Raw genomic sequence first — 24,884 nt, 5'->3', positions numbered from 1 at the left:
GCCGATGGGGGCCCGGGAGTGGCATCGGGCGCCTGTAGCGACACACCAACGAAGTCGTGTGTGGCGCAAAGCGGGCGGGGCCCCCATCGGCGTAGCAGACGGGGGCCCCACTCGGTTGAGATCGTATTAGACGCGCGGCTTTTCGCGCATCTCGAACGTCTCGATGATGTCTTCGGCCTGCAGGTCGTTGAACGAACCCAAACCGATACCACACTCGAAGTCCGTACGGACTTCAGTGGCGTCATCCTTGAAGCGCTTGAGCGAGTCAACAGTGAGGTTTTCACCGATGATCTTGCCGCCACGGAGCACGCGTGCCTTGGAGTTACGGCGGATGGTTCCGGATCGAACAATGGAACCAGCAATGTTGCCGTGCTTCGAGGAGCGGAATACTTCGCGGATCTCAGCGGTACCGAGCTGAACTTCCTCGTACTCAGGCTTGAGCATGCCCTTAAGAGCCAGCTCAATGTCATCAATGGCGCCATAGATGACCGAGTAGAAGCGCATGTCAACGCCTTCGCGGTCAGCCAGTTCGGCAACACGCTCGGCCGGCTTGACGTTGAAGCCGATGATGATCGCGTTGTCCACTGTTGCCAGGTTGACGTCGTTCTGGGTGATCGCACCAACACCGCGGTGGATGACGCGCAGCTGCACGCCTTCGCCAACATCGATCTTGAGCAAGGAGTCTTCCAGGGCCTCAACAGCACCGGAAACGTCACCCTTGAGGATGAGGTTAAGTGTGTCAACCTTGCCGTCAGCAACTGCCTGGTCGAAGTCTTCCAGGCTGATGCGCTTGCGGCGCTTGGCCAGTGCGGCGTTACGGTCAGCTGCCTCACGCTTTTCAGCGATCTGGCGGGCTGTACGCTCGTCGCCGGTAACGAAGAACGTGTCACCTGCACGGGGAACGTTGGACAGACCCAGAACCTGAACCGGACGCGAAGGACCGGCCTCGGAGATGACGTCACCGTTCTCATCAAACATGGCACGAACACGGCCGTGGGCAGTACCAGCAACGATGGTGTCACCAACGTGCAAGGTACCCGACTGCACCAGAACGGTGGCCACGGAACCGCGGCCCTTGTCCAGGTTCGCTTCGATGGCAATACCGCGGGCATCCTTGTTCGGGTTGGCGCGCATATCCAAGGCAGCATCAGCGGTCAACAGCACAGCTTCGAGGAGTTCCTCGATGTTGATGTTGTTGCGTGCTGAAACGTCCACGAACATGGTGTCGCCACCGTATTCTTCGGGAACCAGACCGTATTCGGTCAGCTGGCCACGGATCTTCTCCGGGTTAGCTGAGTCCTTGTCAATCTTGTTCACTGCAACCACGATCGGCACGTTAGCTGCCTGGGCGTGGTTGAGCGCCTCAATGGTCTGCGGCATGACGCCATCATCAGCGGCAACCACCAAGATGGCGATGTCGGTGACCTTGGCACCACGGGCACGCATGGCGGTGAACGCCTCGTGACCGGGTGTATCGATGAAGGTGATGCGGCGTTCGGTACCCTCGTGCTCGTGCACGATCTGGTACGCACCGATGTGCTGGGTGATGCCACCGTGCTCGTCAGCAACAACATCCGACTTGCGGATGGCGTCCAACAGGCGCGTCTTACCATGGTCAACGTGACCCATGACCGTGACAACGGGGGGACGAACCTCAAGGTCCTCGTCACCCTCAGCTTCAAGCTCGGCATCGAAGTCGATGTCGAAGCTGCTCAGCAGCTCACGCTCTTCATCCTCAGGGGAAACAACCTGGACCTTGTAGCCCAGCTCGGCACCCAAGAGTGCGAAGGTGTCTTCATCCAAGGACTGAGTGGCGGTAGCCATTTCACCCAAGTGGAAGAGCACTGTCACCAATGCTGCCGGGTTTGCCTCAATCTTGTCGGCAAAGTCCGAGATGGACGCACCACGACGCAAACGAATAACTGTGCTGCCGTCTCCACGGGGTACGCTCACGCCGCCCAGTGAAGGAGCACTCATCTGCTCTAGTTCTTGACGCTTGGCACGCTTCGACTTGCGCTGCTTGCCACGGCCTGCGCCGCCCTTACCGAAAGCACCCTGGGTACCACCGCGACCGCGGCCACCCTTGCCGAAGCCACCACCAGCGGGAGCGCCGCCAGCGGGAGCGCCACCGGGTGTAGCACCGGGAGCGCCCGGACGACCGCGGCCCGGAGCACCGGGACGGTCAGTTCCGCGACCGGGCGCAGCGGGGCGCTCGGTGCGGTTGGGCATCATGCCGGGAGTGGGACGGGCACCGCCGGGACGCGGAGCGCCACCTGCGGGACGCGGTCCACCGGCTCCGGGAGCGCCAGCCGGACGGGGAGCACCCGGACGGGGGCCGCCAGCGCCAGCTGCGGGGCGGGGTCCACCAGGACGAGGTCCACCAGTGCCGGCTTCGGCATTGCGCGGAGTTCCCGGACGGGGCATGCCCTGAGACGGAGCGAACGGGTTGTTACCGGGGCGAGGAGCCCCGGCACCTGCCGGACGCGGCGCACGGTTGTCGCCGCCACGGGTGTCGCTGCGGTTCTCATTGCGGTTTTCCGTACGCTCCGGGCGGCCTGAACGCGGCATGCCCTGAGAAGTAGCGAAGGGGTTGTTGCCGGGGCGGGGGGCTCCGGGTGTCTGTGCCTTCGGAGCCGGGGCAGCCGCTGCTGCGGGAGCAGCCGGAGCTGCCTCTGCAACAGGTGCGGCTGGAGCGGGTGCGGCCGGGGCTGCGGGTGCCGGGGCAGGCTTGAAGCCGGGCTTGGCGCCCGGAGCAGCTGCCTTGGGACCAGGAACAACAGCACTAGGTGCAGCCGGTGCGGCTGCTGCGGGCGCTGCCGGAGCCTTGGCCGCTGGTGCGGCCGGTGCTGCGGGGGCGGCCGGAGCTGCTGCTTCGGGCTTGGACTCGGCAGCCTTGACTGCCAGAGGGAATGCGTCGCGAAGTTTCTTCACAACGGGGGCCTCAATGGTGGAGGATGCTGAACGAACAAATTCGCCCAACTCCTGCAGTTTACTTACTGCTTCTTTTGAGGTGATACCGAGCTCTTTTGCAAGCTCGTGGACGCGGGCCTTGGCCACATTTCTCCTGTCTCGGCCCGCACCGGACAGGTACGAACCGCTTAATTCTTACTGCACCATTCCATGCCGGAATGGGCGGCGTGAGAGCACGTGAAATTGCTCATTGTTGGGCACTCATCGCTGGGTACTCATCGGGTTTCCATCGGTTTTCTGACCCGCTTTCACATAGGGACAAATAGGTTCGTAATTTACGTGGTTTCGCCTTGTTCAAGACTGTTTTGCGCAAAGCTCTCAACCTCGCTGATGGCGGTGACCCCCGGAAGGGCCCTGCCAATGGCGCGGCGTTTGATAGCCAGTTTCCAACAATCCGGGTGGGGGTGCAGCCACGCTCCCCTGCCAGGCATACGGCGCAATACATCAACCAACGCTTCCAGTTCCCCGGAACTGTTGGTTGAACGCACTACCCGTACTAGTTGCAACCGGTCTGCTTTTTTCCTGCACCCAATACATGTCCGTACAGCCTGGTTGGCATCGGCAGTTTCAAATTCTTCTGCAACTGCGTTCTTTGCCAACTGTGCTGTACCTTCAAGTGTTTTTGGGCATCAGGGCATTTGCAGGCCCGGTTCGTCTTATTCTACCGCGCCGTTTGGCCGCAGGCCTAAACAGCCGCGGCGTCGGAGACGATGTCGATGCGCCAGCCGGTGAGCTTGGCTGCCAGTCGGGCGTTCTGCCCTTCCTTGCCAATGGCCAAAGACAGCTGATAATCAGGGACGACAACGCGGGCGGAGCGCAGACCCTCGTCAATGATGGTGACTGAAATCACCTTCGACGGGGAGAGGGAGTTGGCGATGAAAGTGGCCGGATCGGCGCTGAAATCAACAATGTCAATCTTCTCATCATTGAGTTCGGTCATGACGGCGCGGACACGCGAACCCATCTCACCGATGCAGGAACCCTTGGCATTGACGCCGAGCTTGTTGGCCTGCACGGCAATCTTGCTGCGGTGGCCGGCTTCCCGGGCCAGGGCAACGATTTCCACGGTGCCGTCAGCAATTTCCGGAACTTCCATTTCGAAAAGCTTGCGCACCAGGCCCGGATGTGAACGTGACAAGGTGATGGAGGGGCCCTTGAGCCCGCGGTGGACGTCCACCACGAACGCACGGATGCGGGTGCCGTGGCGGTAGTCCTCGCCAGGTACCTGCTCGTTGGGGGGCAGAACGCCTTCAACAGCGCCCAGGTGAACCTGGATCATGTTGGGGTTGTTGCCTTGCTGAATCTGACCGGCAACCAGCTCGCCTTCCTTGCCACGGAACTCGCCAAGGACGTTGTCATCTTCAACGTCGCGCAGTCGCTGCAAGATGATCTGGCGTGCCGTGCTGGCGGCAATGCGACCAAAACCTTTGGGGGTGTCGTCAAACTCACCGACGGGCTGGTCGTCGTCGTCGAGCTCGGCAGCCCAGATGGTGACATGGCCGCTCTTACGGTCAAGCTCCGCACGGGCCATCTCATGGCATCCCGGGGACTTGTGGTAGGCCATCAGCAGCGCCTGCTCAATGGTGGGGATGAGCAAATCCAAGGGGATTTCTCGTTGACGCTCCAACTCGCGAAGTGCGCTCATATCTATGTCCATGGTCAGTTTCCCTCTCCATCGACTGCGTTGCCGCCAGTCGGTTCAAATTCCAAATCGAGCTCGGCCTCTTCCAGGCGAGCAAATTCCAGCTCAACAACACCACGTCGAATGGCTGTAAACAAGACTTTTTCGACTTCGCCTTGCTTTGCCTTCATACCCTTTTTTACCGGCAGTTCGGGCTTGAAGAGCACACCGTCGTCATCCACAGCCAGGATCCGGCCCATAAAGTTTTCCCGATCGGCCGCATTAACTTTGGCCATGCGGCCCAAGGCTCGTCGCCAGTGCCGCGGTTCAGTCAAGGGTCGGGTGGCCCCGGGCGAGGAGATTTCAAGGTCGTAGGCGCGTCCGTCGTCGTAAGGATCAGCATCCATCACCTCGGAGAGCTCTCGGGAAATGGCTGAAATGGCGTCCATTCCAACGCCGCCGGAGGCATCCTCGGGCAGGTCCACAACCACCGAAACGGTGCGGTGGGATCCGGCCAGGTGAACTTTTACTTCTTCCAAGTAAAGGTCCGCTGCAGTCACTGTGGGGGCTAGGAGTTCGTGGAGTCTTTGCGCCTCCGCCACAGTGTCTAGGGCTGCATGTGGGTGCGCTGAGTGTGAGTGCTCTGAGCGTGCGGCCGATTTGGGCCTATCTGGCTTGGTCATTGGACGCACGCCTCCCTATTGATGATGTTGTAGATATATAGACTACCGAGTTTCCGGGCATGCCGCTGAACGGAATGGGTGTGAGTATGAACGCACTCCTGCGCAACTTTGCCGGCACAGGCCCTTTCAGTACCGGGTTGTCGAAGCAACCATGAGATGATTTACAGTTGTGAGCAATCCACATTCTCCGGCCGATTCCTGCGCCGACGCCCCCGCTGTGACGGTTCCTGACACCCATGCAGGGGCGGCCAGGCCATCGCGCAAGGGCCCCCGCCGGGCCACGGCTCCTGCCGGCGCTCCCGCCACGTCACTTTCCAGTGTGCCGGCCCTGTTGGTTGTTGGCGCTGATGGAACGCTGGTGCCTGCACCTGCCCCGGTGCAGTCCGCCCAAGAATCGGCGTTGGCTGAATCGCCGTTGAGCGAGCCCACACTGCAAGAATCAGAGTCGCCGGCACCGGACGGCCACTCCCCTGACGCCGATCCCCCAGCTTTGCGCGAACCCGAGTCTAGCGACGAACCTGCGTCAGAGATTGAAGTAGTTGACGCTCGGCCCGCCGAAACCAACGCAGCGGAGGAACCGGCATCAGAAGACGGGGCTGCTGACGCACAGGCCGCCGTGACTCCAAATACCGTGGCAAGCAAATTTGCAGGCGCGTCGGCTGACCCGTCCGAGGAGACGGCAACGGTCTCTGCCGATGCGCCCGGGGACGATGCAACACAGAAACCTGCTGTCGATGCCCTTGAGCCCGAAGCAGTTGCCGACGAGACTGAAGCAGCCGATACAGCTCTTGCGGAGCAGCCCGTAACGGAGGCTGCGGTTCCGCTTTCCCGTCGCGAAAGGCGCCTGGCAGAGCAAGGGCCCATGACCGGGGCCGCCGTTGCATCGCCTGCGGCAACCGCAGCAGCTCAGGCGCTGACGGCCGCACCGGTGCCCGAATCGGGCCGCATCATCGCAGAGCCCGGCGCCGGTCAGCAGCCTCAGGAACAGCCCGGCAGGCGTCGGGGCCAGCGCAGAGGCAAGTTTGCCTCGTTCGCGCGTGGACTATTTTTTCTGCTGGTCATTTCGCTTGTGGTGGTAGGCATGGGAACCGTGCTCACCGGACACGACGAGGCAGCTGTTGGCCCTTCCCAGACGGAGGCAAACCGGCAGCGCACCTGGGAGCAAACAACGCTGCTCCTAGCCCAGGCCAGCCACTTGGGCGGCTCCGTGGGCAGTGTCACGGTTCAGGACATTCTGAGCCAAACGGCCGTGGATTTGGCCGTCCAGGCTGCCGCACTTGGCGACGGTTTACCGGCCAGCACCACCACACCCACAGCCACTCCCGCTCCCCCAACACTGGCTCAGTTCACTGCGGCCCTGCACGCCAGTGGTGAAGCGTTGCTGAGCAACGCGATGACCGCCGACTACGCCATGGGGCGAGTTTTTGCGGCCGCGGGAACCAGCCAACTACTGCAGAGCCAAAACCTCAGCACGGCTGTGGGCACCACGCCGCAACCATCACAGTTCCTGCCGGCTCGCGTCGACTTCCCCGCAGCTGTGGGACCAACCTGTAAATCCACGCTGGAACCCCGTCCTGGCGCAACCATCGATGCCGCCCTGCGTGCTGGCGCCATGGGGGAACAAAAGGCTGTCTACGCCTACCAAGTAGCCACAACCCGCTTCGCTGAACCGCAATTTTCCAGCTCGGCGACGTTGCTGGCAGGGCATAAGCGGAAACTGCAGGTACTCAATGCGGAACTTGAGCTCAGGTGCCTGCCCCTGGCCACCCCTGTTGCGGGTTTCGGGTTGGATTCATCATTCACCTCAGCACCGGCAAAAGCTCTGGCCCGCTTGGAAGGCGAACTGAGCGCCATCTACGGTGATCTTGCCGCGCTAAGTCTTGCCCAGAGCTCCTCCGCCGTCACGCCAACGGCAGGTGCTGCCTCGGCTGAACCCGCCCCGTCGACACCGAGCCAGGAGCCGTCGAACCCCAGCAATCTGCGCGAAATTTCCGTTGCCTGGTTGTTGGATTCAGCCCAGAAACAGGCGTTTTGGGGAGGCACCGTGGGTGCCCTGCCGGGGCTGGCCGCGACGCTTCCTCCGTCCGCAACCGCAACGCCATAGCGTCCCGCGAAGAACGCCCCGGCCATCACCGGCTGGACCGCGGCCACCTTCGCGATCCGAAATTTGCTTGGCTCCGGCGGACTGGTCGGGTCGTTCCGTGCTTGTTCGACGCCGGAGGGCTTGAGACAGAGACTGCGACTAAACTCGGGGTGTGTCCATGAGCGTAGTGATTCCCGAACCCTTGCAATTGCGCCACCGTGGAAGTCACGAGGGACGGCTGTGGTTGAGAAACCTGCCCGGATTCATCCGGCAGGCTCTGGAGCAATGGGAACTCCGTGTGGATGTGCCCCTGGGTGCCCTGCCGTGGCACGGCCACACCGGCGTGGTCATTCCCGTGCTCACACACGCCGGAGGAACCGCCGCCTTGAAGGTGGCATTCCCCTACGAGGAAGCATTATTGGAACCGGTTGCGCTAAAACTCTGGGACGGTCACGGAACTGTGCGCGTTTTGGCCAGCGATGAAGCCTTGGGTGCCATCCTCATGGAGCGGCTGGATGTAAACCGTTCCTTGCTGGAGCTGCCCATGGATGAGGCGGTTGCCACGTGGGGTGGGCTAGTCAAAGCCCTCAGCATTCGGCCCGACGCCCGCCCACAATGGCCCCAGATCCCTGCGATTGCTGCCACCGCCGAAAGATACTGCGACGAATTGCCCCAACGATGGGCCGATCTTAGTGAGCCGTTCCCCCGGTGGCTCTTGGAAGCGGCTTTGGAAGTCTGCCAGATCCGTGGGGTTGTTGGCCGGCGGAGCAGCAATGACGTCCTGGTTCACACAGATTTGCACTACCTGAATGTTTTGGCCCGCCTCGACGGCAATGAGTACCTGGCCATCGATCCGCAGGCCCAGCTTGGCGACGCCGAATTTGCTGTTGCACCGTGCCTTTGGAACCGTCTCCGAGACCTACCTGCACGCAACCCCGAAGCCGGGCTCCGCCGTCGAGCATCCCAATTGGCCAACGCGGCGGGGTTGGACGAGGAGCTTGCTGTGCAGTGGTCAGTGGTGCGGGAAGTGGAAAATGCGCTGTGCTATGTGGAGGAGTCGGCGCACGACGACGCCCAGCGGTCACTGTGGGTGGCCAGCACCCTGGCCGGCAGAACACTCCCTGGCCTGCCGGAAGCACAGCAACTCAAGGTGCTGTACTAGGGCTCAGGTGCTCAGGATGGGGTTGATTGCCACGTGGAGTTGGTCAATGAGTCCGGCTTGGAGGAAGTCGCTCACCACCGTGGCCGAACGGATGCTCGGGGGTTTGATCGGTGGTTGTGGTGTACCCGTCGAGAGAGCTGTTCAGGTCGGCGCGTACGGTCATCGCTTCACTTTCACCTGTGATTCCACTATGCAATCACTGTATTTGACGGGAAGAATCAGTCAAGGACTCCATGGCTGCTATCTATTAACGATGTTTTCGTTCCAGACATCAAGACCCAGTTTGATGATCAGCGCTCCCACCACCACCAGGAACACAATCCTGATGAACTTGCTGCCTTGTTTCACAGCTGTCCGGGCGCCGAGATAGCCGCCAGCCATGTTGGCCGCGCCGAGGACCAGGCCCACTCCCCACAGCAGCGAACCGTGGGGCAGGAAGAACATGAGGGCACCGGCGTTGGTTGCCAGATTGACGATTTTGGCCTTGGCACTCGCTTCCAGGAAGGCGTAACCCATGAGGCTGACCATGGCTATGACCAAAAAGGAGCCAGTGCCCGGCCCAATGAGGCCGTCGTAAAAACCAATCAGACCACCAATGCAGACAGCCACAACGTAGTGCTTGTGGCCAGAGTGGCGCAGCGCCGTCAGTTCGCCGATGTTGGGTTTGAAGGCCGTGAAGAGAAGCACCACCACCAAGGCCACAACAATAATGGGCTTGAACACTGAACCTGGCAGGCTGGCGGCCACCACTGCACCGCCAAGGCTGCCCAACAGCGCCACCCCGGCCATGGGCAGGGCCGTGCGCATGTCAGGTTTGACGCGTCTGTAGTACGTCACCGAGCTGGTGGCCGTGCCAAAGATGGAGCCCATCTTGTTCGTGGCCAGAGCCTGGACCGGAGTGATCCCCGGGATCATGAGCACCACAGGCAGCTGCAGCAGTCCGCCGCCGCCCACCACGGCGTCGATCCAGCCGGCAGCAAAGCCGGCCACAATGATCAACAGAATCGTCGCAGTGGTGATGTCTTCAAAACCGGAAATCATTCGTCCCCCCTCATTCATGGCAACTGGCCCGCAGAAAACGCCGAAAATCGCGCCAAAATAGCGAATTTTCGCCGTTTTCTGCGGGTCAGTTCGTGATCGCTTCGTCCTTGCCGTGGCAAGCGATAATTCTTCTGGCGCAGTATCAAATCATCGTTATTGACGATGCCTAGTTGAGGTTGCACCGTGAGCAAGGGCCGCCCTAGGTTATGCGCCGCCCTAGACACGAGTGCGGCGCATACCCTGACATAGCTTTGCTCATGCGCACTGCAGTCCCCTAGCGTGGCGCCAGTGACCAAGCTGCGCCTCGCTGGCTGCCAGCGCTGCGCATAGCCAAGGCAACTCAAAGTGGCCCGCAGAAAACGCCGAAAATCGCGCCAAAATAGCGAATTTTCGCCGTTTTCTGCGGGCCAGTTGTGGTGTTACTGCTGGTCGAGGATGTACTGAACGGCCTCGGCCACTGCCACGTTCTCGGCAACACCTGTGGCGCGGTTCTTGATCTCCACGACGCCGTCCACCAGTCCGCGGCCCACGGCCAGGATGGTGGGGACACCGAGGAGTTCAGCGTCGCCGAACTTCACGCCGGGAGAAACCTTGGGACGGTCATCGTAAATGACTTCCAGTCCGGCAGCTTCCAGATCGGCGGTCAGCTGGGCTGCCGTGTCGAAGATTTCCTCGCCGCGACCCACTGCCACCACGTGCACGTGGGCGGGAGCAACGTTGGAGGGCCAGATCAGGCCCTTGTCGTCGTGGTTGGATTCGGCCAAGGCAGCAACTGCACGGGTGACTCCGATGCCGTAGGAACCCATCGTGACAACGGCGAGCTTGCCGTTCTGGTCCAAGACCTTCAGGTCCATGGCCTTGCTGTACTTGGTGCCCAGGGCGAAGATGTGGCCCATTTCAATGCCACGGGCTGTTTCCAGGGGTCCGGATCCGTCCGGGGCGGGATCGCCTTCACGAACTTGGGCGGCCTCGATGGTGCCGTCCCAGGTGAAGTCGCGGCCAGCGACAAGGCCGAACACGTGCTTGCCTTCTTCGTTGGCGCCGGTGATCCAGCTGGTGCCCGATACTACGCGGGGATCAACAAGGAACAGCAGCTTGGTGGCAGCTTCGGTACCCAAGACAGCTGCAGCCAGGCTCAGGCCAGGGCCAATGTAGCCCTTGATGAGGCCCGGGTGCTTCTTCAAGTCCGCTTCGCCGGCAGCTTCAACACCAACTTCACCGCCGATGGAAAGGTGCGTGCCAATGTTGGCTTCGATGCGCTTGAGGTCAACGTCGCGGTCACCCGGCAGGGCAACAACAACAATCTGGCGCTCGCCCGTGGGCAGGTCAATGGCCAGGACCACGTTCTTCAACGTGTCGGCAGCCGTCCAAGCGCCTTCGGCACGCGGTGCGAGCTGGTTTGCGGCGTCCACCAAGGTGTCAATGGTGGGTGTGTCCGGGGTGTCGCGGACAAGGGCTGCAGCTGCGTTGCTGAAATCAATCTCTTCGGGCACGACAGTGGTGACAGCCTCAACGTTGGCAGCGTAACCGCCGTCCGAGCGCACAAAAGTATCCTCGCCGATGGCCATGGGGTGCAAGAACTCTTCACTCTTGGAACCACCCATGGCACCAGCCGTGGCTGCAACCGGGATGATTTCCAGGCCCAGACGCTCAAAAATACGCAAGTAGGCACCGCGGTGGGCCATGTAGCTGGCTTCCAGTCCGGCGTCGTCAATGTCAAAGGAGTAGGAATCCTTCATGATGAACTCGCGACCGCGCAGGAGGCCTGCACGGGGACGGGCCTCGTCGCGGTACTTGTTCTGGATCTGGTACAGGCTCAGCGGCAGGTCCTTGTACGAGGAGTACAGGTCCTTGACCAGCAGCGTGAACATTTCCTCGTGCGTTGGGGCCAGCAGGTAGTCAGCACCCTTGCGGTCCTGGAGACGGAAGATGCCGTCACCGTATTCCTGCCAACGGTTGGTCTGCTCGTAGGGCTCCTTGGGCAGCAAAGCCGGGAAGTGGACTTCCTGGGCACCGATCGCGTCCATCTCTTCGCGCACAATGGTTTCAACCTTGCGCAGCACGCGCAGGCCCAGAGGGAGCCACGTGTAGATGCCCGGCGCCGCGCGGCGGATGTAGCCGGCACGCAGCAGGAGCCTGTGGCTGTCCACTTCGGCGTCGACGGGATCTTCACGCAGGGTACGTAAAAAGAGTGTGGAAAGGCGAAGTGCCACGGGCGAATTTTCCATTTCTTGAAGTTGGTAGGTGCCGTCGTCGATACAGACGCACGGACTCTAATCTACCGGTTCAAGCAATGCGATGGCACACGCGCCCGCGAGGAGGGGCGCAAACACGGCTGGTCCCACGCACCCGAGGCCCCCACCCACCTATGGGCCCACACGCCCGAGGGGTCCACCCACCTATGGGCCCCTGATCTCGAGGGGTCCCCATGTGCAGACGCGCCAGCGGCTGCACATGGGGAGAGATCAGGGACTAGCCTGATTTGTTTTCCAGGGCCACCAGTACCCCGGCGACTGCGAAGAACTTATTGCTGCCCAGCTCGCGAATTGTTTTAATGCCTAGAAGTTCCTTCAGAGCCGCTGCCTTGGCGTCAGTGATGCCAGCCAGCGCCGCCGGTGAGGCGTCGAGAATTACGTCCAATGACTTGTCCTCGAATTCCTTGTCGAGTGCCTTTGCCAAATTAACCGAAACTGCCATGAGGTAGGTCCTTTCAGTTCACTTCAATTCCACATGAATATGGAATGCGCACTTTGCTAGTGCAGCCTCTGCCAAACTACGTGGCGACCGTGCACAACTTCAAGCATTTCCACCGTGTCTGCGAATATGTCTTCTGGTGGGGGCTTTGCTGGACAGCTGTTCACGGCGGGTCTAGTTTGAGTGGATAGGTTCATGCACCTGCAATCTTGGAGCCCTGATGTCTCACAAAGCAGAGTTGCCCGCCCCCGACGGTCCTTTCGCCCCCCTCCCGGTCCCTGCCAATCCCTCGGGCACCAACGGCCCCATCGCTGTCAGCGTTGAGGGCTTGCGTGTTCACCGCGGCAAGACCACCGTGCTGGCAAATGTGTCCTTCAACATCCAGCAGGGCCGCATCACGGGGTTGCTGGGACCGTCTGGCAGTGGAAAGACCACCTTGATGCGGGCGCTGGTGGGCGTCCAAAAAGTTACCGCGGGGACGGTCAGTGTTCTGGGACGTCCGGCAGGAGACCTGCAGAACAGGAACGACGTCGGCTACGTCACCCAGGCAGCCAGCGTGTACAAGGACCTCAGTGTTGTAGACAATGTGCGCTATTTTGGGGCTGTGCATGGCCGCGGCAGGGAAGACGCCCATGCTGTGCTGGCGGCTGTGGGGTTGGGCGAGTTTGCCAAACGCAAGGCCGGGGATTTGTCTGGCGGGCAATTCAGCCGCGTCTCACTGGCCTGCGCCCTGGTGGGCAGGCCAAAGCTGCTGGTCTTGGATGAACCCACTGTGGGCCTGGATCCCGTGCTGCGGGCTGACCTGTGGAAACAGTTTTCAGAGATGGCGGCGGAGGGCACCACGCTCATCATTTCCAGCCACGTCATGGAAGAGGCGGGGCATTGCGATTCGCTGTTGCTCCTGCGGGAGGGCATGCTGTTGGCACAGCTGACGCCCGGGCAACTGCGCGTCCAGGGTGAGACGGACGATCTTGAGCTGGCCTTCCTGCGACTCATCCAGGCAGCCGAATCCGAAGGAAGCGCCGCGTCATGAATCTCTCGATGATGTGGGCCACCTGTGTTCGCGTACTGGGACAGCTCAAGGGCGATCCCCGCAGCATTGGGCTGATCCTTGTGGTCCCCGCCGTGCTGTTGGCACTGGTGTATTGGCTGTACCAAAACGAGGCCTTGGCCCCCGGGCAGCCACGCACCTTTGACCGGGTGGGGTTGATGATGCTGGGCATTTTCCCGTTTGTGGTGATGTTCCTTGTCACCTCCATCACCATGTTGCGGGAACGGACCTCGGGAACGCTGGAACGCCTTTTGACAACGCCCATCCACAAGGCTGACTTGTTGTTTGGCTACGCCCTGGCATTTTCCATCATGGCCGGTCTGCAAGCCTTGGTGGCCGCGGCTACCGCGTACTGGGTTTTTGGGCTGAAGATCGCTGGAAATGCTGGTTGGGTGGTGCTAATTTCCGTGCTGACGGCAGTTCTGGGTGTGGCGTTGGGGCTGTTGTGTTCGGCGTTTGCCACCACCGAGTTTCAGGCGGTGCAGTTCATGCCTGTTGTGGTGATTCCGCAAATCCTGCTGTGTGGCCTCTTTGTGGCACGTGATCAGATGAACGGTGTTTTGGAGGCCATCTCCAACGTTTTGCCGCTGAGTTTTGCCGTGGATGGTTTGCAGGAAGTTGCCGCCCACAAAGATCCGAGCGCCGATCTGGTGACAGACCTTATGGTGGTGGCCGCCTTTGTGGTGGCCGGTTTGTTGCTGGCTTCCTTGACGTTGCGGCGCCAGAGCACCTGAGCCCAAAGGGTCATGGGTAGCTCTGCCCATGGCTTGTTGAGTCCGCCGCAACCTATTGTGGAGGTTCAACGTATCGGCAGATTGCAGGAGTTTCCATGAGCACCGGCCATCTTGGTGCAGCCCCGGAGGATTTACGGCAGTTCGCCGTCGAGCTGGAACGGGCGCACACCGTCCTCCTGACTGTCTTGAACGAGTTGAGCGCCCGAATAAGCAACAACCTGCGCTGGGAAGGTCCCGACGCCTTTGTTTTCCGGCACGCCTGGCAGTCATCGTATGCTCCCGTCATTGTCCAGACGGCATCCCTGCTTGAGTCCACCGCCCATGCCCTCAAAGCCCAGGCCGCCGAGCAGGAATCCGCCAGCAGCTAATCCGCGGGAGGCCAAACCTCCACAAGTGCCGGTTTCTGGATTGCGGGCGCGTGCGAAAGAGTCTGCTCACACCAGTTCAGCCACGACTGCTCGTACACAATTCCTGCCCGCAAAACAGCAAACTGCAACTCATCAGCCACAGTTTTTTGGGCATCAGCCGGAAAATCGTTCGCCTCAATGGCCAGGTAGCGATCCAGCGTCTGTGCATGCATCCCTTGGTGGCGCAGCAGCTCGACCCGCACATCAACGGTGCCTAAAACCGCTGCCGCCCGCAGGCGCACCAGAAGTTCGTCCCGGATGGGGCGCGGCTCCCCCGGTTCGGCACACCATGACTCCAGTGCAGCCTTCCCTGTTGCGAGAACTTCAAAGTGCCGCTGCTGGCCGCGCGTTGCCGCCAGGCCATGGGCCCGGACCAACCCGTCTTGCTCCAGCTTCCCCAATTCCCGGTAAATCTGCTGGTGCGTTGCTTGCCAGAAATGACCCAGCGACTTGTCAAAGCGGCGCGCCAATTCGGCCCCCGTGCAGGGCTTTTCCAACAGCGAGGTCAAGATTGCTTGTGCCAAAGCCATGGCTTTCCTTAGATCCCTGCCGCGAGCCGGGTGCCCTGGTCGATGGCCCGCTTGGCATCGAGCTCGGCCGCCACATCCGCCCCACCAATGACATGCACGACGGCGCCCCGGGCTTCCAGCCCGGCCTGCAGTTCACGCTGTGGTTCTTGCCCGGTGCACAGGATCACGGTATCGACGGCGAGGACAGTGTCGGTGCCGTTGACGCGCAGGTGGAGTCCGGCGTCGTCAATCTTTTGGTACTCCACACCCGGGACCATCTGCACGCCCTTGGCTTTCAACGCTGTGCGGTGGATCCAGCCTGTCGTCTTGCCCAGGCCGGCGCCCACTTTGGTTTCCTTGCGCTGGAAAAGGGCAACCCGGCGGTCCGGGCGCTGCGGTTCAGGCGTGGTGATGCCGCCGGCGCCGGTGTACTGCGCGTCAATGCCCCACTCGCGGTAAAACTTCTCCGGGACCAGGGTGGCGCTGGTGCCGTGCTGGGTGATGTACTCGGCCACGTCAAAACCAATGCCGCCGGCTCCCAGGATCGCCACAGTGGCACCCACGTCCTTCTTTTCCCGCAGCACGTCCACGTAGCTCATGACGCTGGGATGGTCCACGCCGTCGAGCTCGGGAAGGCGCGGGGTGACACCGCTGGCCAGCACCACCTCGGCAAAGTTTTCAGCGCTCAGAGACTCGGCCGTGGCCCGGGTGTTCAGGCGTAATTCAATACCGCGCAGCTGGATTTGGCGGGCAAAATACCTGATGGTTTCGTGGAATTCCTCCTTGCCCGGAATTTGCTTGGCCAGGTTGAACTGGCCGCCAATCTCAGCTGCCGATTCAAAGAGCGTCACGTGGTGGCCGCGCTCAGCAGCCGTGACAGCAAAGGCCAGCCCGGCGGGTCCGGCGCCAACCACCGCCAGCTTCTTGGGCTCCTGCGTGGGCGCAATGACGATCTCGGTTTCGTGGCACGCGCGCGGATTGACCAGGCACGACGACGTTTTCCCGGCGAAGGTGTGATCCAGGCAGGCCTGGTTGCAGGCAATGCAGCTGTTGATCTCATCGCTGCGGCCCTGTTGGGCTTTGCGCATGAAGAATGAATCAGCCAGGAACGGCCGCGCCATGGAGACCATGTCGGCTGTGCCGTCGGCAAGGAGCTGCTCGGCCACATCCGGGGTGTTGATGCGGTTTGTGGTGATCAAGGGAATACTGACAGATCCCATGACCTTCTTGGTGACCCACGCGTAACCTGCCCGTGGCACGGAGGTTGCGATGGTGGGTATTCGAGCCTCGTGCCAGCCGATGCCGGTGTTGATGATGGTGGCACCGGCCTCTTCTACGGCCTGGGCCAGAGCGATGACTTCCTCCAGCGTAGAGCCGTCCTCGACCAGATCAAGCATGGAGAGCCTGTAGATGATGATGAAATTCTCCCCCACCCGCTCACGGGTGCGGCGGACAATTTCCACAGGGAAACGCATCCGGTTCGCGTACGATCCACCCCACTCATCGCTGCGGTGGTTGGTGCGCCTGGCTACAAATTCATTGATCAAGTAACCCTCGGACCCCATGATTTCCACGCCGTCGTAGCCTGCCGACTGGGCCAGCTGGGCGGCGTGGACAAAGTCCTCAATGGTTTGCTCCACCTCGTCAGCGCTGAGGGGATGCGGAGTCAGCGGGCTGATGGGTGCCTGCACGGCACTGGGTGCCACCAGCTCCTTTTGTGATGCGTAGCGGCCAAAGTGCAGCAGCTGCAAGGCGATCCTCCCGCCCTCTGCATGCACCGCCTCGGTGACCACTTTGTGGTGCTCTGCTTCTTCGGGTGTGCTGAGCTTGGCTCCGCCCTTCATGGGCCGGCCGGCATCGTTGGGTGAGATGCCGCCTGTCACCATCAGTGCCACTCCCCCGCGGGCGCGTTCGGCGTAAAACGCCGCCATGCGCTCAAAGCCGCCGGGGCGTTCCTCCAGCCCCACATGCATGGAGCCCATCAACACCCGGTTGGGCAAGGTGGTGAAACCCAAATCCAGCGGGGCGAACAAGTGGGGGTACTGGCCAGCGTTCATCAATGCACTCCTTTGCGCAACAAGTTGCATAATCGTAGCGCGTATTTGGTGATGTGGGTTACATGGCCATATTGGTGCGGAGATTTGGGGCCAGTCCGGCGCCCGATGCCGGGCCACGGCCACACCGAACTCCTGACTGGACAGACAATGCCGCCATGATGCGGCAAAACGGCATTGTCTGTCCATTCAGCGCAGAAGATTGCGGGATCAGAACAGAACCGTGGCGAAGGTGCCTACTTGTTCAAATCCGACGCGCTCATAGCTTGCCCGGGCGCGAGTGTTGTAGTCATTGACGTAGAGGCTTGTGATGGGCGCATGGGCTTGGGCCAAAACAACAACGCTTGCCATGTATCCGGGACTGAGCCCGGCGCCACGGTACTCAGGGTTCATCCACACCCCTTGAATCTGGGTGGCGTACTTGGTGACGGCACCAAGATCAGCTTTGAAGATGATCTCGCCGCTGGGCTCATCGTGGCTGAAGGAATAGCCGTGGTTGATCAGCCAGGCAACGCGACGGCGGTAGCTTTCCTCCCCGCCGAGAAACGGCGAGTACCCCACTTCCTCTTCGAACATGGCGGCAGCGGCGGCAAGGATCTCGCTAAATTGGCTGCTCTTGCTCACGATCAAGGCGGGGTTCGGTTCCACCAGCGGAGGGCCAGAAATGGTCAGAAGAGGTTGGTTGGCCCGGATTTCCTGGGCCGAAATGCCTGCCTTGTGCAGCACGTTCATCAAGGCTAGCGTCGCCTCGGCAGGCCCAAAAATGGAGGCCCGGGGCTGCCAGTGATCAACAATCCACTGGCCAAAATGCGTGGCGTGCTCCGCGGTTGCTTCGACGGGCACCACATTGGAACCCACCCAACAAGCAGCGGCAAGGGTTACGCCGTCGTCCTTAAAAATGCCAAGCATGATGGCGCCCGGGAAGGCAGGCACAGCGCTGTTGCTCTGCGCGATCAGCGAATCGACAAACACGTTGGCCACGCGATCGCGCGCTATCAAGCCCCGGAGCGCGTCCGTGTCCGCATGGACCAGGACGCGCACCGGCAGTTGTTGCGGCGCCTTAGGAAACGCTAACCACGGGGCCACCTTGGAGAGTCGCGTCATCGGCATCGGACTCCATCTGTTCGGCTAGTTTCATGGCTTCTTCAATGAGTGTCTCAACAATTTGATCCTCGGGAACAGTCTTGATGACTTCTCCCTTCACAAAAATCTGGCCCTTGCCGTTTCCGGAGGCCACACCGAGATCTGCTTCACGTGCCTCGCCGGGTCCGTTGACAACGCAACCCATGACAGCCACGCGCAGGGGAACTTCCATGCCTTCAAGGCCTGCGGTGACTTCTTCGGCCAGCTTGTAAACGTCCACCTGGGCACGGCCACAGGACGGGCAGGACACAATTTCCAGCTTGCGCGGGCGCAGGTTCAGCGACTGCAGGATCTGGTTGCCAACCTTGATTTCCTCCACCGGAGGGGCGGAAAGGGACACGCGAATGGTGTCACCAATGCCCTTGGAGAGCAGTGCACCAAAGGCCGTTGCCGACTTGATGGTGCCCTGGAATGCGGGGCCCGCCTCGGTGACGCCCAGGTGCAGGGGCCAGTCGCCCTGCTCGGCGAGCATCTCGTAGGCTGCCACCATGATGACGGGGTCGTTGTGCTTGACGGAGATCTTGAAGTCGTAGAAGCCGTGCTCCTCAAACAAGGACGCCTCCCACACGGCGGACTCCACCAATGCCTCAGGTGTTGCCTTGCCGTACTTCTTCATGATGCCCGGCTCCAGGGAACCGGCGTTGATGCCAATGCGGATTGAGGTGCCGTGGTCCTTGGCGGCCCGGGCAATCTCCTTGACCTGGTCATCAAACTTGCGAATGTTTCCGGGGTTCACGCGTACGGCTGCACAGCCCGCTTCGATGGCCGCAAAAACGTATTTGGGCTGGAAGTGGATGTCGGCGATGACAGGAATCTGTGACTTGCGGGCAATGATGGGCAACGCGTCAGCGTCATCCTGGGACGGGCAAGCCACACGCACAATGTCGCAACCCGATGCCGTCAGTTCAGCAATTTGCTGCAGCGTTGCGTTGATGTCAGTGGTGGGAGTGGTGGTCATGGACTGCACGCTGATGGGCGAATCCGAGCCAACACCTACAGGGCCGACCTTGATCTGCCGGGTTTTGCGCCGAGGTGTGAGTACCGGCGGGGGCAGTGGCGGCATTCCGAGACTGACGGAGGTCAAAATATGCTCCTTGGAGTTCATTATTCAAATATTGCGGCACGGGCACCAGTGATTGGCGCCGCTAAGGAATCTCGCAGTATCTACCATTGATTGTAGGCTTGATCCCCGCCATTGGCGGACGAGTGAGGCCTATGCCACGTAGCCGCTGAGCTGGCCAATGACGGGATTCCACGCGGAAATCTTCAGGCCGGTAACGCCCCCGCCTGAGCACATTGGATCCTGCGCCACTAGTTCACGCAGGGAGGCTTCATCCGCCGCACGGAAAATCAGCAAGGCGCCAGCCCCATCAACGTAGGGCCCGGAGGCGAGAACCACTTCAGCTTCAGCCTGGCCGGCCAACCACTGGCGGTGGGCGGGGCGGTGCTCCACGCGGCCATCTTCAGCCTCGGGACCGTAAACATACTCAACAGCAAAAATAGACATGGATTCAGCCTATAGTAGGAGTGCTTTTGTGACTGCAGCAACGCTGGCCGCCCACAACATTGACGCCAGCGTGCCAATGATGAACCTTTCACTGGCTGCCGGGGTGTCTTTCAGTTCCGGATACCTGCCCAGGCCCTTGATGGCCACAACGTAGGCGATGGCCACCGGCTGACCGGAAAATATGGCCACCGCCACAGCCCCACGTTCCAAGAACCCAATGAGCAACCCGCCGCGCAGCACTTCAACCCGCGGGCGCGGCGCCGAAGCGTCCGGCGCCGAGGTCTCCAGTGCCGAGGCCTCAGGCACCGCAGTTACCGACCCCGCTTCAGCTGGCCCCTCGGACGCGTCGGCGACTCCGGACTCTGCGTCATCCACAGCTCGGACGGTTTTTGATGTGGCAAATTTGAGGAGTCCAGCTGTCACAGGCCACCCTCCGGCCACCGCAACAACAAGTGCCACGCCTATCCAGACAGCATCCACGGAACCTCCCTCATCCAGCGAATCCCCCGAACAGGGCGCTGGAACAACTGTGGTCTCTAAACTAGCGTGTGGCACCGACATTGTGTGCTTGTTTCGCGTGCTCCAAGAGAAGGGTCGCCGCTTCACGGCCATGACGCACCTCGTGACGGCCGGAGCGCACTATGGCCTTGCTGACGGCCTGGGGGCTTATGCCGAGTTGTTGGGCCACATCCTTTTGGGAAGCAGCCGGTGCAGCCGCCAATGCGTCAAGCACCCGCCACTCGGCCTCGGACCGGCGCCTGATCACATCTCCGGCCAGGACCAGGACCGCTTCGGCAGCATCAACCCATCGTGCAGCGGCAGCAGCAGCGAGAGGCGTCTTGACGCGGAGCGGCACGCGCTCCCCCGTTTTTTTGGCTGCCTCCACAGCTTCCCGAGCCGCTACGAAAGCGCTCCCAGATGCCTCCCGGGAGTTCTTGGGCAGGGGCAGGTCCACACCTCCGAGGCCAATACCTATATACCAGTCGCGTTCCCGCAGAACTCGGGCCACCGCTTCAACAACAGCGCTGGGTTCCTCAAAGACGCCTTGAATTTCATCGCCCACGGAGCGTTCAAAGGGCAGGACCATATCCAGGTTAGCCAACAGACTTAGCAGCGGAGGCACCTTGTCGCCATGGATCCGGCTGCCGCGCTGGTCAATAGTCATCACAAACATGAATAAACCATAATTGATTGTTTATCAACTATCAATCATTTTTGGATGTCTAATGGGAGCCGAGTAGCCCGGCAGCAACATCTATCCGAACAAGTTGACGGGTTTCACAATGTCGGCGTAGATCAGCAAGGCACCCATGGCCATGAGCACCACGGCCGCAACGTAGGTGACAGGCAGCAGCTTGGCAATATCGAATGGCCCAGGATCCTTGCGTTTGAAGACCTTGGCAACAGTGCGCCGCGCACCTTCATACAGCGCACCCGCCACGTGTCCGCCGTCGAGCGGGAGCAGCGGAATCAAGTTGAACACGAACAGGGCAAGATTTACACCAGCCAGCAGGCCAATCAAGGTGGCCGCCCGGGAGCTCAACGGAATCTCCTCCATGGCCGCAACTTCCCCGGCAACGCGCCCCACACCCACCACTGAAATGGGGCCGTTCGGATCCCGGGGTTCGGAGCTAAACGCCGCCTGGGCCACGCCCACCAGCTTTTGCGGAAGTTGGAAAACCACCCCGCCGATCTGGACAATGTTGTTCCCCACGGCAGGGAGAACGGCCGACGCCGGTTGGCGCACCATGGCCGCACTGGGCCCAACGCCCAGGAACCCTACCTGCACAGTGACTGCCTTGCCGTCGGCATCCACCTTGGCCACACCATTGGCGTCAATGACTGGCCGCGCCGTGAGGACGGGAGTGATGTTGGTGGTGATGGGTTCCCCACCGCGGACGTAAACCAAGGGGACAGTCTTGCCCGCTGAGGCTCGCACGTCGTCGGTGAAAGCGGTCCAGTTAGTGACATCCTTGCCGTCGAAGGACTTGATGGTGTCCCCGGGCCGCAACCCTGCGGCAGCTGCCGGCGTCTTGGTGCAATTGTTTAGATCCGTGGGCGTCGGTTCACCAAAAGCCACCTGGCAGGCGTTGACGTCCGCCAACGTGGTGGTGGCCTGAGCTGTCCCAAAGCCCATCAACAACACACCCATGAGCACCACACCAATGAGCAGGTTCATGAACGGCCCGCCCAGCATGATGATGATTTTTTTCCATACGGGAAGCTTGTAGAACACCCTATTGGCGTCCTCCGGACCCACTTCCTCGTGCGCAGCGCTGCGCGCCTCGGTGGCGATGGTCTGGAACATGCCCGTACTGGAGGGGCGCACGCTGCCATCGGCGGGATTCGGCGGGTACATGCCGACCATGGCAACATAACCACCGGCTGGAATGGCCTTGATGCCGTACTCCGTTTCGCCCTTTTTCTTGGACCACAGGGTGGGTCCAAAGCCAATCATGTACCGGGTCACGCGGACCTTGAACAGCTTTGCGGGCAGCAGGTGGCCCACCTCGTGCAAGGCGATGGAGAGGGCGATCCCAATGGCCACAAAGACCACTCCGCCAATGAAAAGCAATACAGTCACGATTTACTTTCTTGTCCCTATTATTTTCTGCCCTTGGTGGCCAGCACTTGGTGGGTCCGCGCGCGCGCCCAGAGTTCAGCTTCCAACACGGATTCGAGCGTCAGCTGCGAACTCGGTGTGTGTTCACTGAGAACTTGCGCAATAGTGTCCACAATATCCAAAAAGCCTATCTCTCCGGCATGGAAGGCATGGACGGCTTCCTCGTTGGCGGCGTTATAGACGGCGGGGCACGTACTCCCCCGCCGCGCAGCATCCTTGGCAAGTTCGACGGCGGGAAACGCCACGTTGTCCAGCGGCTCAAAGGTCCAAGTGGTTGCCATGCTCCAGTCGCACGGCACTGCGGCTCCCGGAACGCGTTCGGGCCAACCCAAACCCAAGGCAATGGGCAGGCGCATGTCCGGGGGCGAAGCTTGGGCCATGGTGGACCCGTCGGTGAACTGCACCATGGAATGCACCACCGATTGCGGGTGCACCACGGCTTCAATGCGATCAAGCGGTACGTCAAAGAGCAGGTGGGCTTCAATGACCTCCAGGCCCTTATTGACGAGTGTGGCGGAGTTGGTGGTGACCATCAAGCCCATGTCCCAAGTGGGGTGCTTGAGCGCCTGGGCCGGAGTCACGTCGGCCAATTCTTCACGGCTACGGCCACGAAAGGGCCCGCCGGAGGCCGTCACAATTAGCTTGTCCACCTCAGCCGCCGTGCCGGATCGCAGGGCCTGTGCCAGAGCCGAGTGCTCCGAATCGACGGGCACCAGCTGCCCGGGCGATGCCGCATCCTTGACCAGGGCGCCGCCCACAATCAGGGATTCCTTGTTGGCAAGCGCCACAATTGCACTGGTGCCCAGGGCGGCCAGGGTTGGGGCCAGGCCAATGGAGCCGGTAATGCCATTGAGAACAACGTCGGCGCCCTCTGGGGTTCCCGCCCCCCATGCTGCGACGACGGTGGAGGCGTCCGGGCCCGTGACAATCGTCGGCGCGAAGCCTGCCAAGCCGGCCGCAGCGGCACTTGAGTCGATCAGGGAACGCAAGGTCCCGGCGTCGTCCGAGGCACTTCCAACCGCCAAAACCCGCAGCTGCACGGCCTGCTGCGCCAGCAATTCCAAGTTGCCACCGCCAGCGCTAAGGGCAGTCACACTAAAGCGCGGGCTGCCGTCCGCCAGGGTTGCTTGTTCGATCACGTCGATCGCCTGGGTGCCGATGGAACCTGTTGAGCCGAGGATGATCACTTTACGATGCGCCATAGTTACAAGTATTCCGCACTTGGCGCACGACGGCGGCTCCCCTCGCAGATCAGCTGGGATCACCAGAGTCCGCGCTCGGTGAAAGCTTCTCGGATCCTCCCAATGGCCAGGAGCAATTGTTCCTGCTGGGCCACGCTGATCGGGTCGAAAATGGTCTCGCGCACCATGGTCACGTGCCCTGGCGCTGCGCTGCGAATTTTGGCCCAGCCGGCCTCAGTCAGGGAAATTTCCTGGCCCCGGCCATCGGTGCTGGCTGCGCAGCGGCCAATCAGGCCCCGGGCCTCCATGCGGCGCAGCAAATGTGAAAGTCGTGAACGCTCCCACTGCAGCCGGGCCGCCAAATCACCGGAGCGCACACCGTCGGGGGACGCCTCGGATATGGACGCCAGTATGGAATATTCCACCCCTGATACCTCGGAGTCTCGGCTGAGCTGCCTGTCGATGGCCCGGGGAAGCCCGTTGCTGAATTCCACCAGCTCCAGCCAAAGCTGGCGCTCCTTCTCGGTGAGCCAGCGCGGCTCTGCGATTGCTTCTGCCGTGATCTCCGGTGCAGCCATGACGTCCCTCAAGTGGTTGTTACGTAGTAGTTGACATATCAAGTATGTCTGGTTCATGACAGAAACATCAAGTTTTAGTTGACACGTCACCTATCTATGGTGGCGGGTTATCAATCTCAAGGAGCAACGCGCATGACTAAGATCGCTATCGTCACCGGTTCCACCCGCCCCGGCCGCAACAACACCGGAGTTGCCGAGTGGGTTTTGGCCCAGGCACAGCTGCGCGGAGATGCTGACTACGAGCTGGTAGACATTGCCGATTTTAACCTGCCCGTTCTGGATGAGGCGTACCCCGCCGGCTACCAGAACTACCAGAACGATCACACCAAGGTCTGGGCAGCGAAGATGAACGAGTTCGACGGCTACATCTTCATCACCGGCGAATACAACCACTCCGTTCAGCCTGCCCTGGCCAACGCCATCTCATACCTGAACGTTGAGTTCAACAACAAGGCTGCCGGCATGGTGGGCTACGGCTCAGCCTTCGGTGTCAGGGCCATGGAGCACTTGCGCGGAATCCTCTCCGAACTCCAGGTTGCCCACGTGCAGAAGACGGGCATGTTCTCCTTGTTCACCGACTTCGAGAACTTCTCCACCTTCAAGCCCACCGAACTGCAGGCCGCATCTGTTGCCCCCATGTTCGACCAGTTGGTTGCCTGGACCCACGCCATGAAGGCTGTCCGTGAAGGCGCCCTGACAACCGTCTAAATATCCCAACGCTCCTGCAGCAACGGGGTGGTTTTACCGAACGCTCCTGCACTTTGGTTGAACTGCTCCCCGGAAGTTGGACTGATTAATTCAGATCTTTACTTCCGGGGAGTTTTTCATGCGTCCGCATAGTTC

General features: G+C 61.1%; 23 protein-coding genes. 6 read left to right on the top strand and 17 right to left on the bottom strand.

Translation table 11 applies throughout. The features are described 5' to 3' along the window. Positions 1–126: 126 nt before the first annotated feature. From infB to rimP, 4 genes are all read right to left on the bottom strand, one after another. On the bottom strand, positions 127–3,057 hold the full coding sequence (gene infB / locus CVS27_RS13890; RefSeq protein ID WP_103466356.1) for a translation initiation factor IF-2: 2,931 nt from the start codon (positions 3,055–3,057) through the stop codon (positions 127–129). 188 nt (positions 3,058–3,245) lie between these two features. Beyond that, positions 3,246–3,569 carry a YlxR family protein gene (locus CVS27_RS13885; protein WP_103466355.1) on the bottom strand — a complete coding sequence of 108 codons (324 nt, stop codon included), beginning with the start codon at positions 3,567–3,569 and terminating at the stop codon, positions 3,246–3,248. Between the two features lie 86 nt (positions 3,570–3,655). Beyond that, positions 3,656–4,627, bottom strand: a complete 972-nt coding sequence (gene nusA, locus CVS27_RS13880) for a transcription termination factor NusA (protein ID WP_103466354.1) — start codon at positions 4,625–4,627, stop codon at positions 3,656–3,658. Positions 4,628–4,629: 2 nt separating this feature from the next. Beyond that, on the bottom strand, positions 4,630–5,274 hold the full coding sequence (gene rimP, locus CVS27_RS13875) for a ribosome maturation factor RimP (protein WP_103466353.1): 645 nt from the start codon (positions 5,272–5,274) through the stop codon (positions 4,630–4,632). Between the two features lie 169 nt (positions 5,275–5,443). Between rimP and CVS27_RS13870 the strand changes: the two genes are divergently transcribed. Next, entirely contained in the window at positions 5,444–7,378 is a 1,935-nt protein-coding gene (locus tag CVS27_RS13870) for a DUF4439 domain-containing protein (protein ID WP_103466352.1), read from the top strand. A gap of 157 nt (positions 7,379–7,535) precedes the next feature. Beyond that, positions 7,536–8,519 (top strand): aminoglycoside phosphotransferase family protein, encoded by a 984-nt coding sequence (locus CVS27_RS13865; protein WP_103466351.1) that lies wholly within the window; start codon positions 7,536–7,538, stop codon positions 8,517–8,519. Between the two features lie 240 nt (positions 8,520–8,759). Here the strand turns inward: CVS27_RS13865 and CVS27_RS13855 are convergent, their stop codons facing one another. From CVS27_RS13855 to CVS27_RS13845, 3 genes are all read right to left on the bottom strand, one after another. Then, a complete protein-coding gene (locus CVS27_RS13855) occupies positions 8,760–9,560 on the bottom strand; it encodes a sulfite exporter TauE/SafE family protein (protein WP_103466350.1) in 801 nt (266 codons plus the stop codon). A gap of 419 nt (positions 9,561–9,979) precedes the next feature. After that, on the bottom strand, positions 9,980–11,773 hold the full coding sequence (locus CVS27_RS13850) for a proline--tRNA ligase (protein ID WP_103466349.1): 1,794 nt from the start codon (positions 11,771–11,773) through the stop codon (positions 9,980–9,982). 259 nt (positions 11,774–12,032) lie between these two features. Further along, entirely contained in the window at positions 12,033–12,257 is a 225-nt protein-coding gene (locus CVS27_RS13845; protein WP_103466348.1) for a hypothetical protein, read from the bottom strand. Between the two features lie 217 nt (positions 12,258–12,474). On the opposite strand from CVS27_RS13845, the gene CVS27_RS13840 reads away from it, so the two are divergent. From CVS27_RS13840 to CVS27_RS13830, 3 genes are all read left to right on the top strand, one after another. Next, a complete protein-coding gene (locus tag CVS27_RS13840) occupies positions 12,475–13,287 on the top strand; it encodes an ABC transporter ATP-binding protein (protein ID WP_103466347.1) in 813 nt (270 codons plus the stop codon). Continuing rightward, entirely contained in the window at positions 13,284–14,039 is a 756-nt protein-coding gene (locus CVS27_RS13835) for an ABC transporter permease (protein ID WP_243399887.1), read from the top strand. The genes CVS27_RS13840 and CVS27_RS13835 overlap by 4 nt, the downstream gene beginning before the upstream one ends. 95 nt (positions 14,040–14,134) lie before the next feature. Then, a complete protein-coding gene (locus CVS27_RS13830) occupies positions 14,135–14,407 on the top strand; it encodes a hypothetical protein (protein WP_103466346.1) in 273 nt (90 codons plus the stop codon). Here CVS27_RS13830 and CVS27_RS13825 read toward each other — a convergent pair. From CVS27_RS13825 to CVS27_RS13780, 10 genes are all read right to left on the bottom strand, one after another. Further along, positions 14,404–14,976: a PadR family transcriptional regulator gene (locus CVS27_RS13825; protein WP_103466345.1), complete on the bottom strand. Its 573-nt coding sequence runs from the start codon at positions 14,974–14,976 to the stop codon at positions 14,404–14,406. The two genes, CVS27_RS13830 and CVS27_RS13825, sit on opposite strands and share 4 nt — an antisense overlap. A gap of 8 nt (positions 14,977–14,984) precedes the next feature. Then, complete coding sequence (locus CVS27_RS13820; protein ID WP_103466344.1) at positions 14,985–17,012, bottom strand: oxidoreductase; 2,028 nt, start codon at positions 17,010–17,012, stop codon at positions 14,985–14,987. A gap of 207 nt (positions 17,013–17,219) precedes the next feature. Beyond that, a complete protein-coding gene (locus CVS27_RS13815; protein ID WP_103466343.1) occupies positions 17,220–18,113 on the bottom strand; it encodes a GNAT family N-acetyltransferase in 894 nt (297 codons plus the stop codon). Further along, a complete protein-coding gene (ispG, locus tag CVS27_RS13810) occupies positions 18,070–19,236 on the bottom strand; it encodes a flavodoxin-dependent (E)-4-hydroxy-3-methylbut-2-enyl-diphosphate synthase (protein ID WP_103466481.1) in 1,167 nt (388 codons plus the stop codon). Before ispG ends, CVS27_RS13815 begins: the two co-directional genes overlap by 44 nt. 129 nt (positions 19,237–19,365) lie before the next feature. Further along, positions 19,366–19,659 carry a YciI family protein gene (locus CVS27_RS13805; protein ID WP_103466342.1) on the bottom strand — a complete coding sequence of 98 codons (294 nt, stop codon included), beginning with the start codon at positions 19,657–19,659 and terminating at the stop codon, positions 19,366–19,368. Between the two features lie 9 nt (positions 19,660–19,668). After that, the gene (locus CVS27_RS13800) at positions 19,669–20,139 is read right to left on the bottom strand and encodes a hypothetical protein (protein ID WP_103466341.1); all 471 of its coding nucleotides are present in this window, start codon (positions 20,137–20,139) and stop codon (positions 19,669–19,671) included. Between the two features lie 61 nt (positions 20,140–20,200). After that, complete coding sequence (locus tag CVS27_RS13795; RefSeq protein WP_103466340.1) at positions 20,201–20,833, bottom strand: MarR family transcriptional regulator; 633 nt, start codon at positions 20,831–20,833, stop codon at positions 20,201–20,203. An 81-nt stretch (positions 20,834–20,914) separates the two neighbouring features. Further along, entirely contained in the window at positions 20,915–22,246 is a 1,332-nt protein-coding gene (locus CVS27_RS13790; protein WP_103466339.1) for a M50 family metallopeptidase, read from the bottom strand. Positions 22,247–22,263: 17 nt separating this feature from the next. Continuing rightward, on the bottom strand, positions 22,264–23,484 hold the full coding sequence (gene dxr / locus CVS27_RS13785) for a 1-deoxy-D-xylulose-5-phosphate reductoisomerase (protein ID WP_103466338.1): 1,221 nt from the start codon (positions 23,482–23,484) through the stop codon (positions 22,264–22,266). Positions 23,485–23,543: 59 nt separating this feature from the next. Further along, positions 23,544–24,098, bottom strand: coding sequence for a MarR family winged helix-turn-helix transcriptional regulator (locus CVS27_RS13780; RefSeq protein ID WP_243400191.1), 555 nt, complete (start codon positions 24,096–24,098; stop codon positions 23,544–23,546). A gap of 75 nt (positions 24,099–24,173) precedes the next feature. On the opposite strand from CVS27_RS13780, the gene CVS27_RS13775 reads away from it, so the two are divergent. After that, positions 24,174–24,749, top strand: a complete 576-nt coding sequence (locus CVS27_RS13775; RefSeq protein WP_103466337.1) for an NADPH-dependent FMN reductase — start codon at positions 24,174–24,176, stop codon at positions 24,747–24,749. The last annotated feature ends 135 nt before the right edge of the window (positions 24,750–24,884 follow it).

Origin of the sequence: Arthrobacter glacialis, assembly GCF_002909445.1 — a bacterium.
Lineage (GTDB): Bacteria > Actinomycetota > Actinomycetes > Actinomycetales > Micrococcaceae > Specibacter > Specibacter glacialis.
Note: the sequence above shows the minus strand (reverse complement) of the source record. Positions and strands in the feature narration are given on the sequence as shown.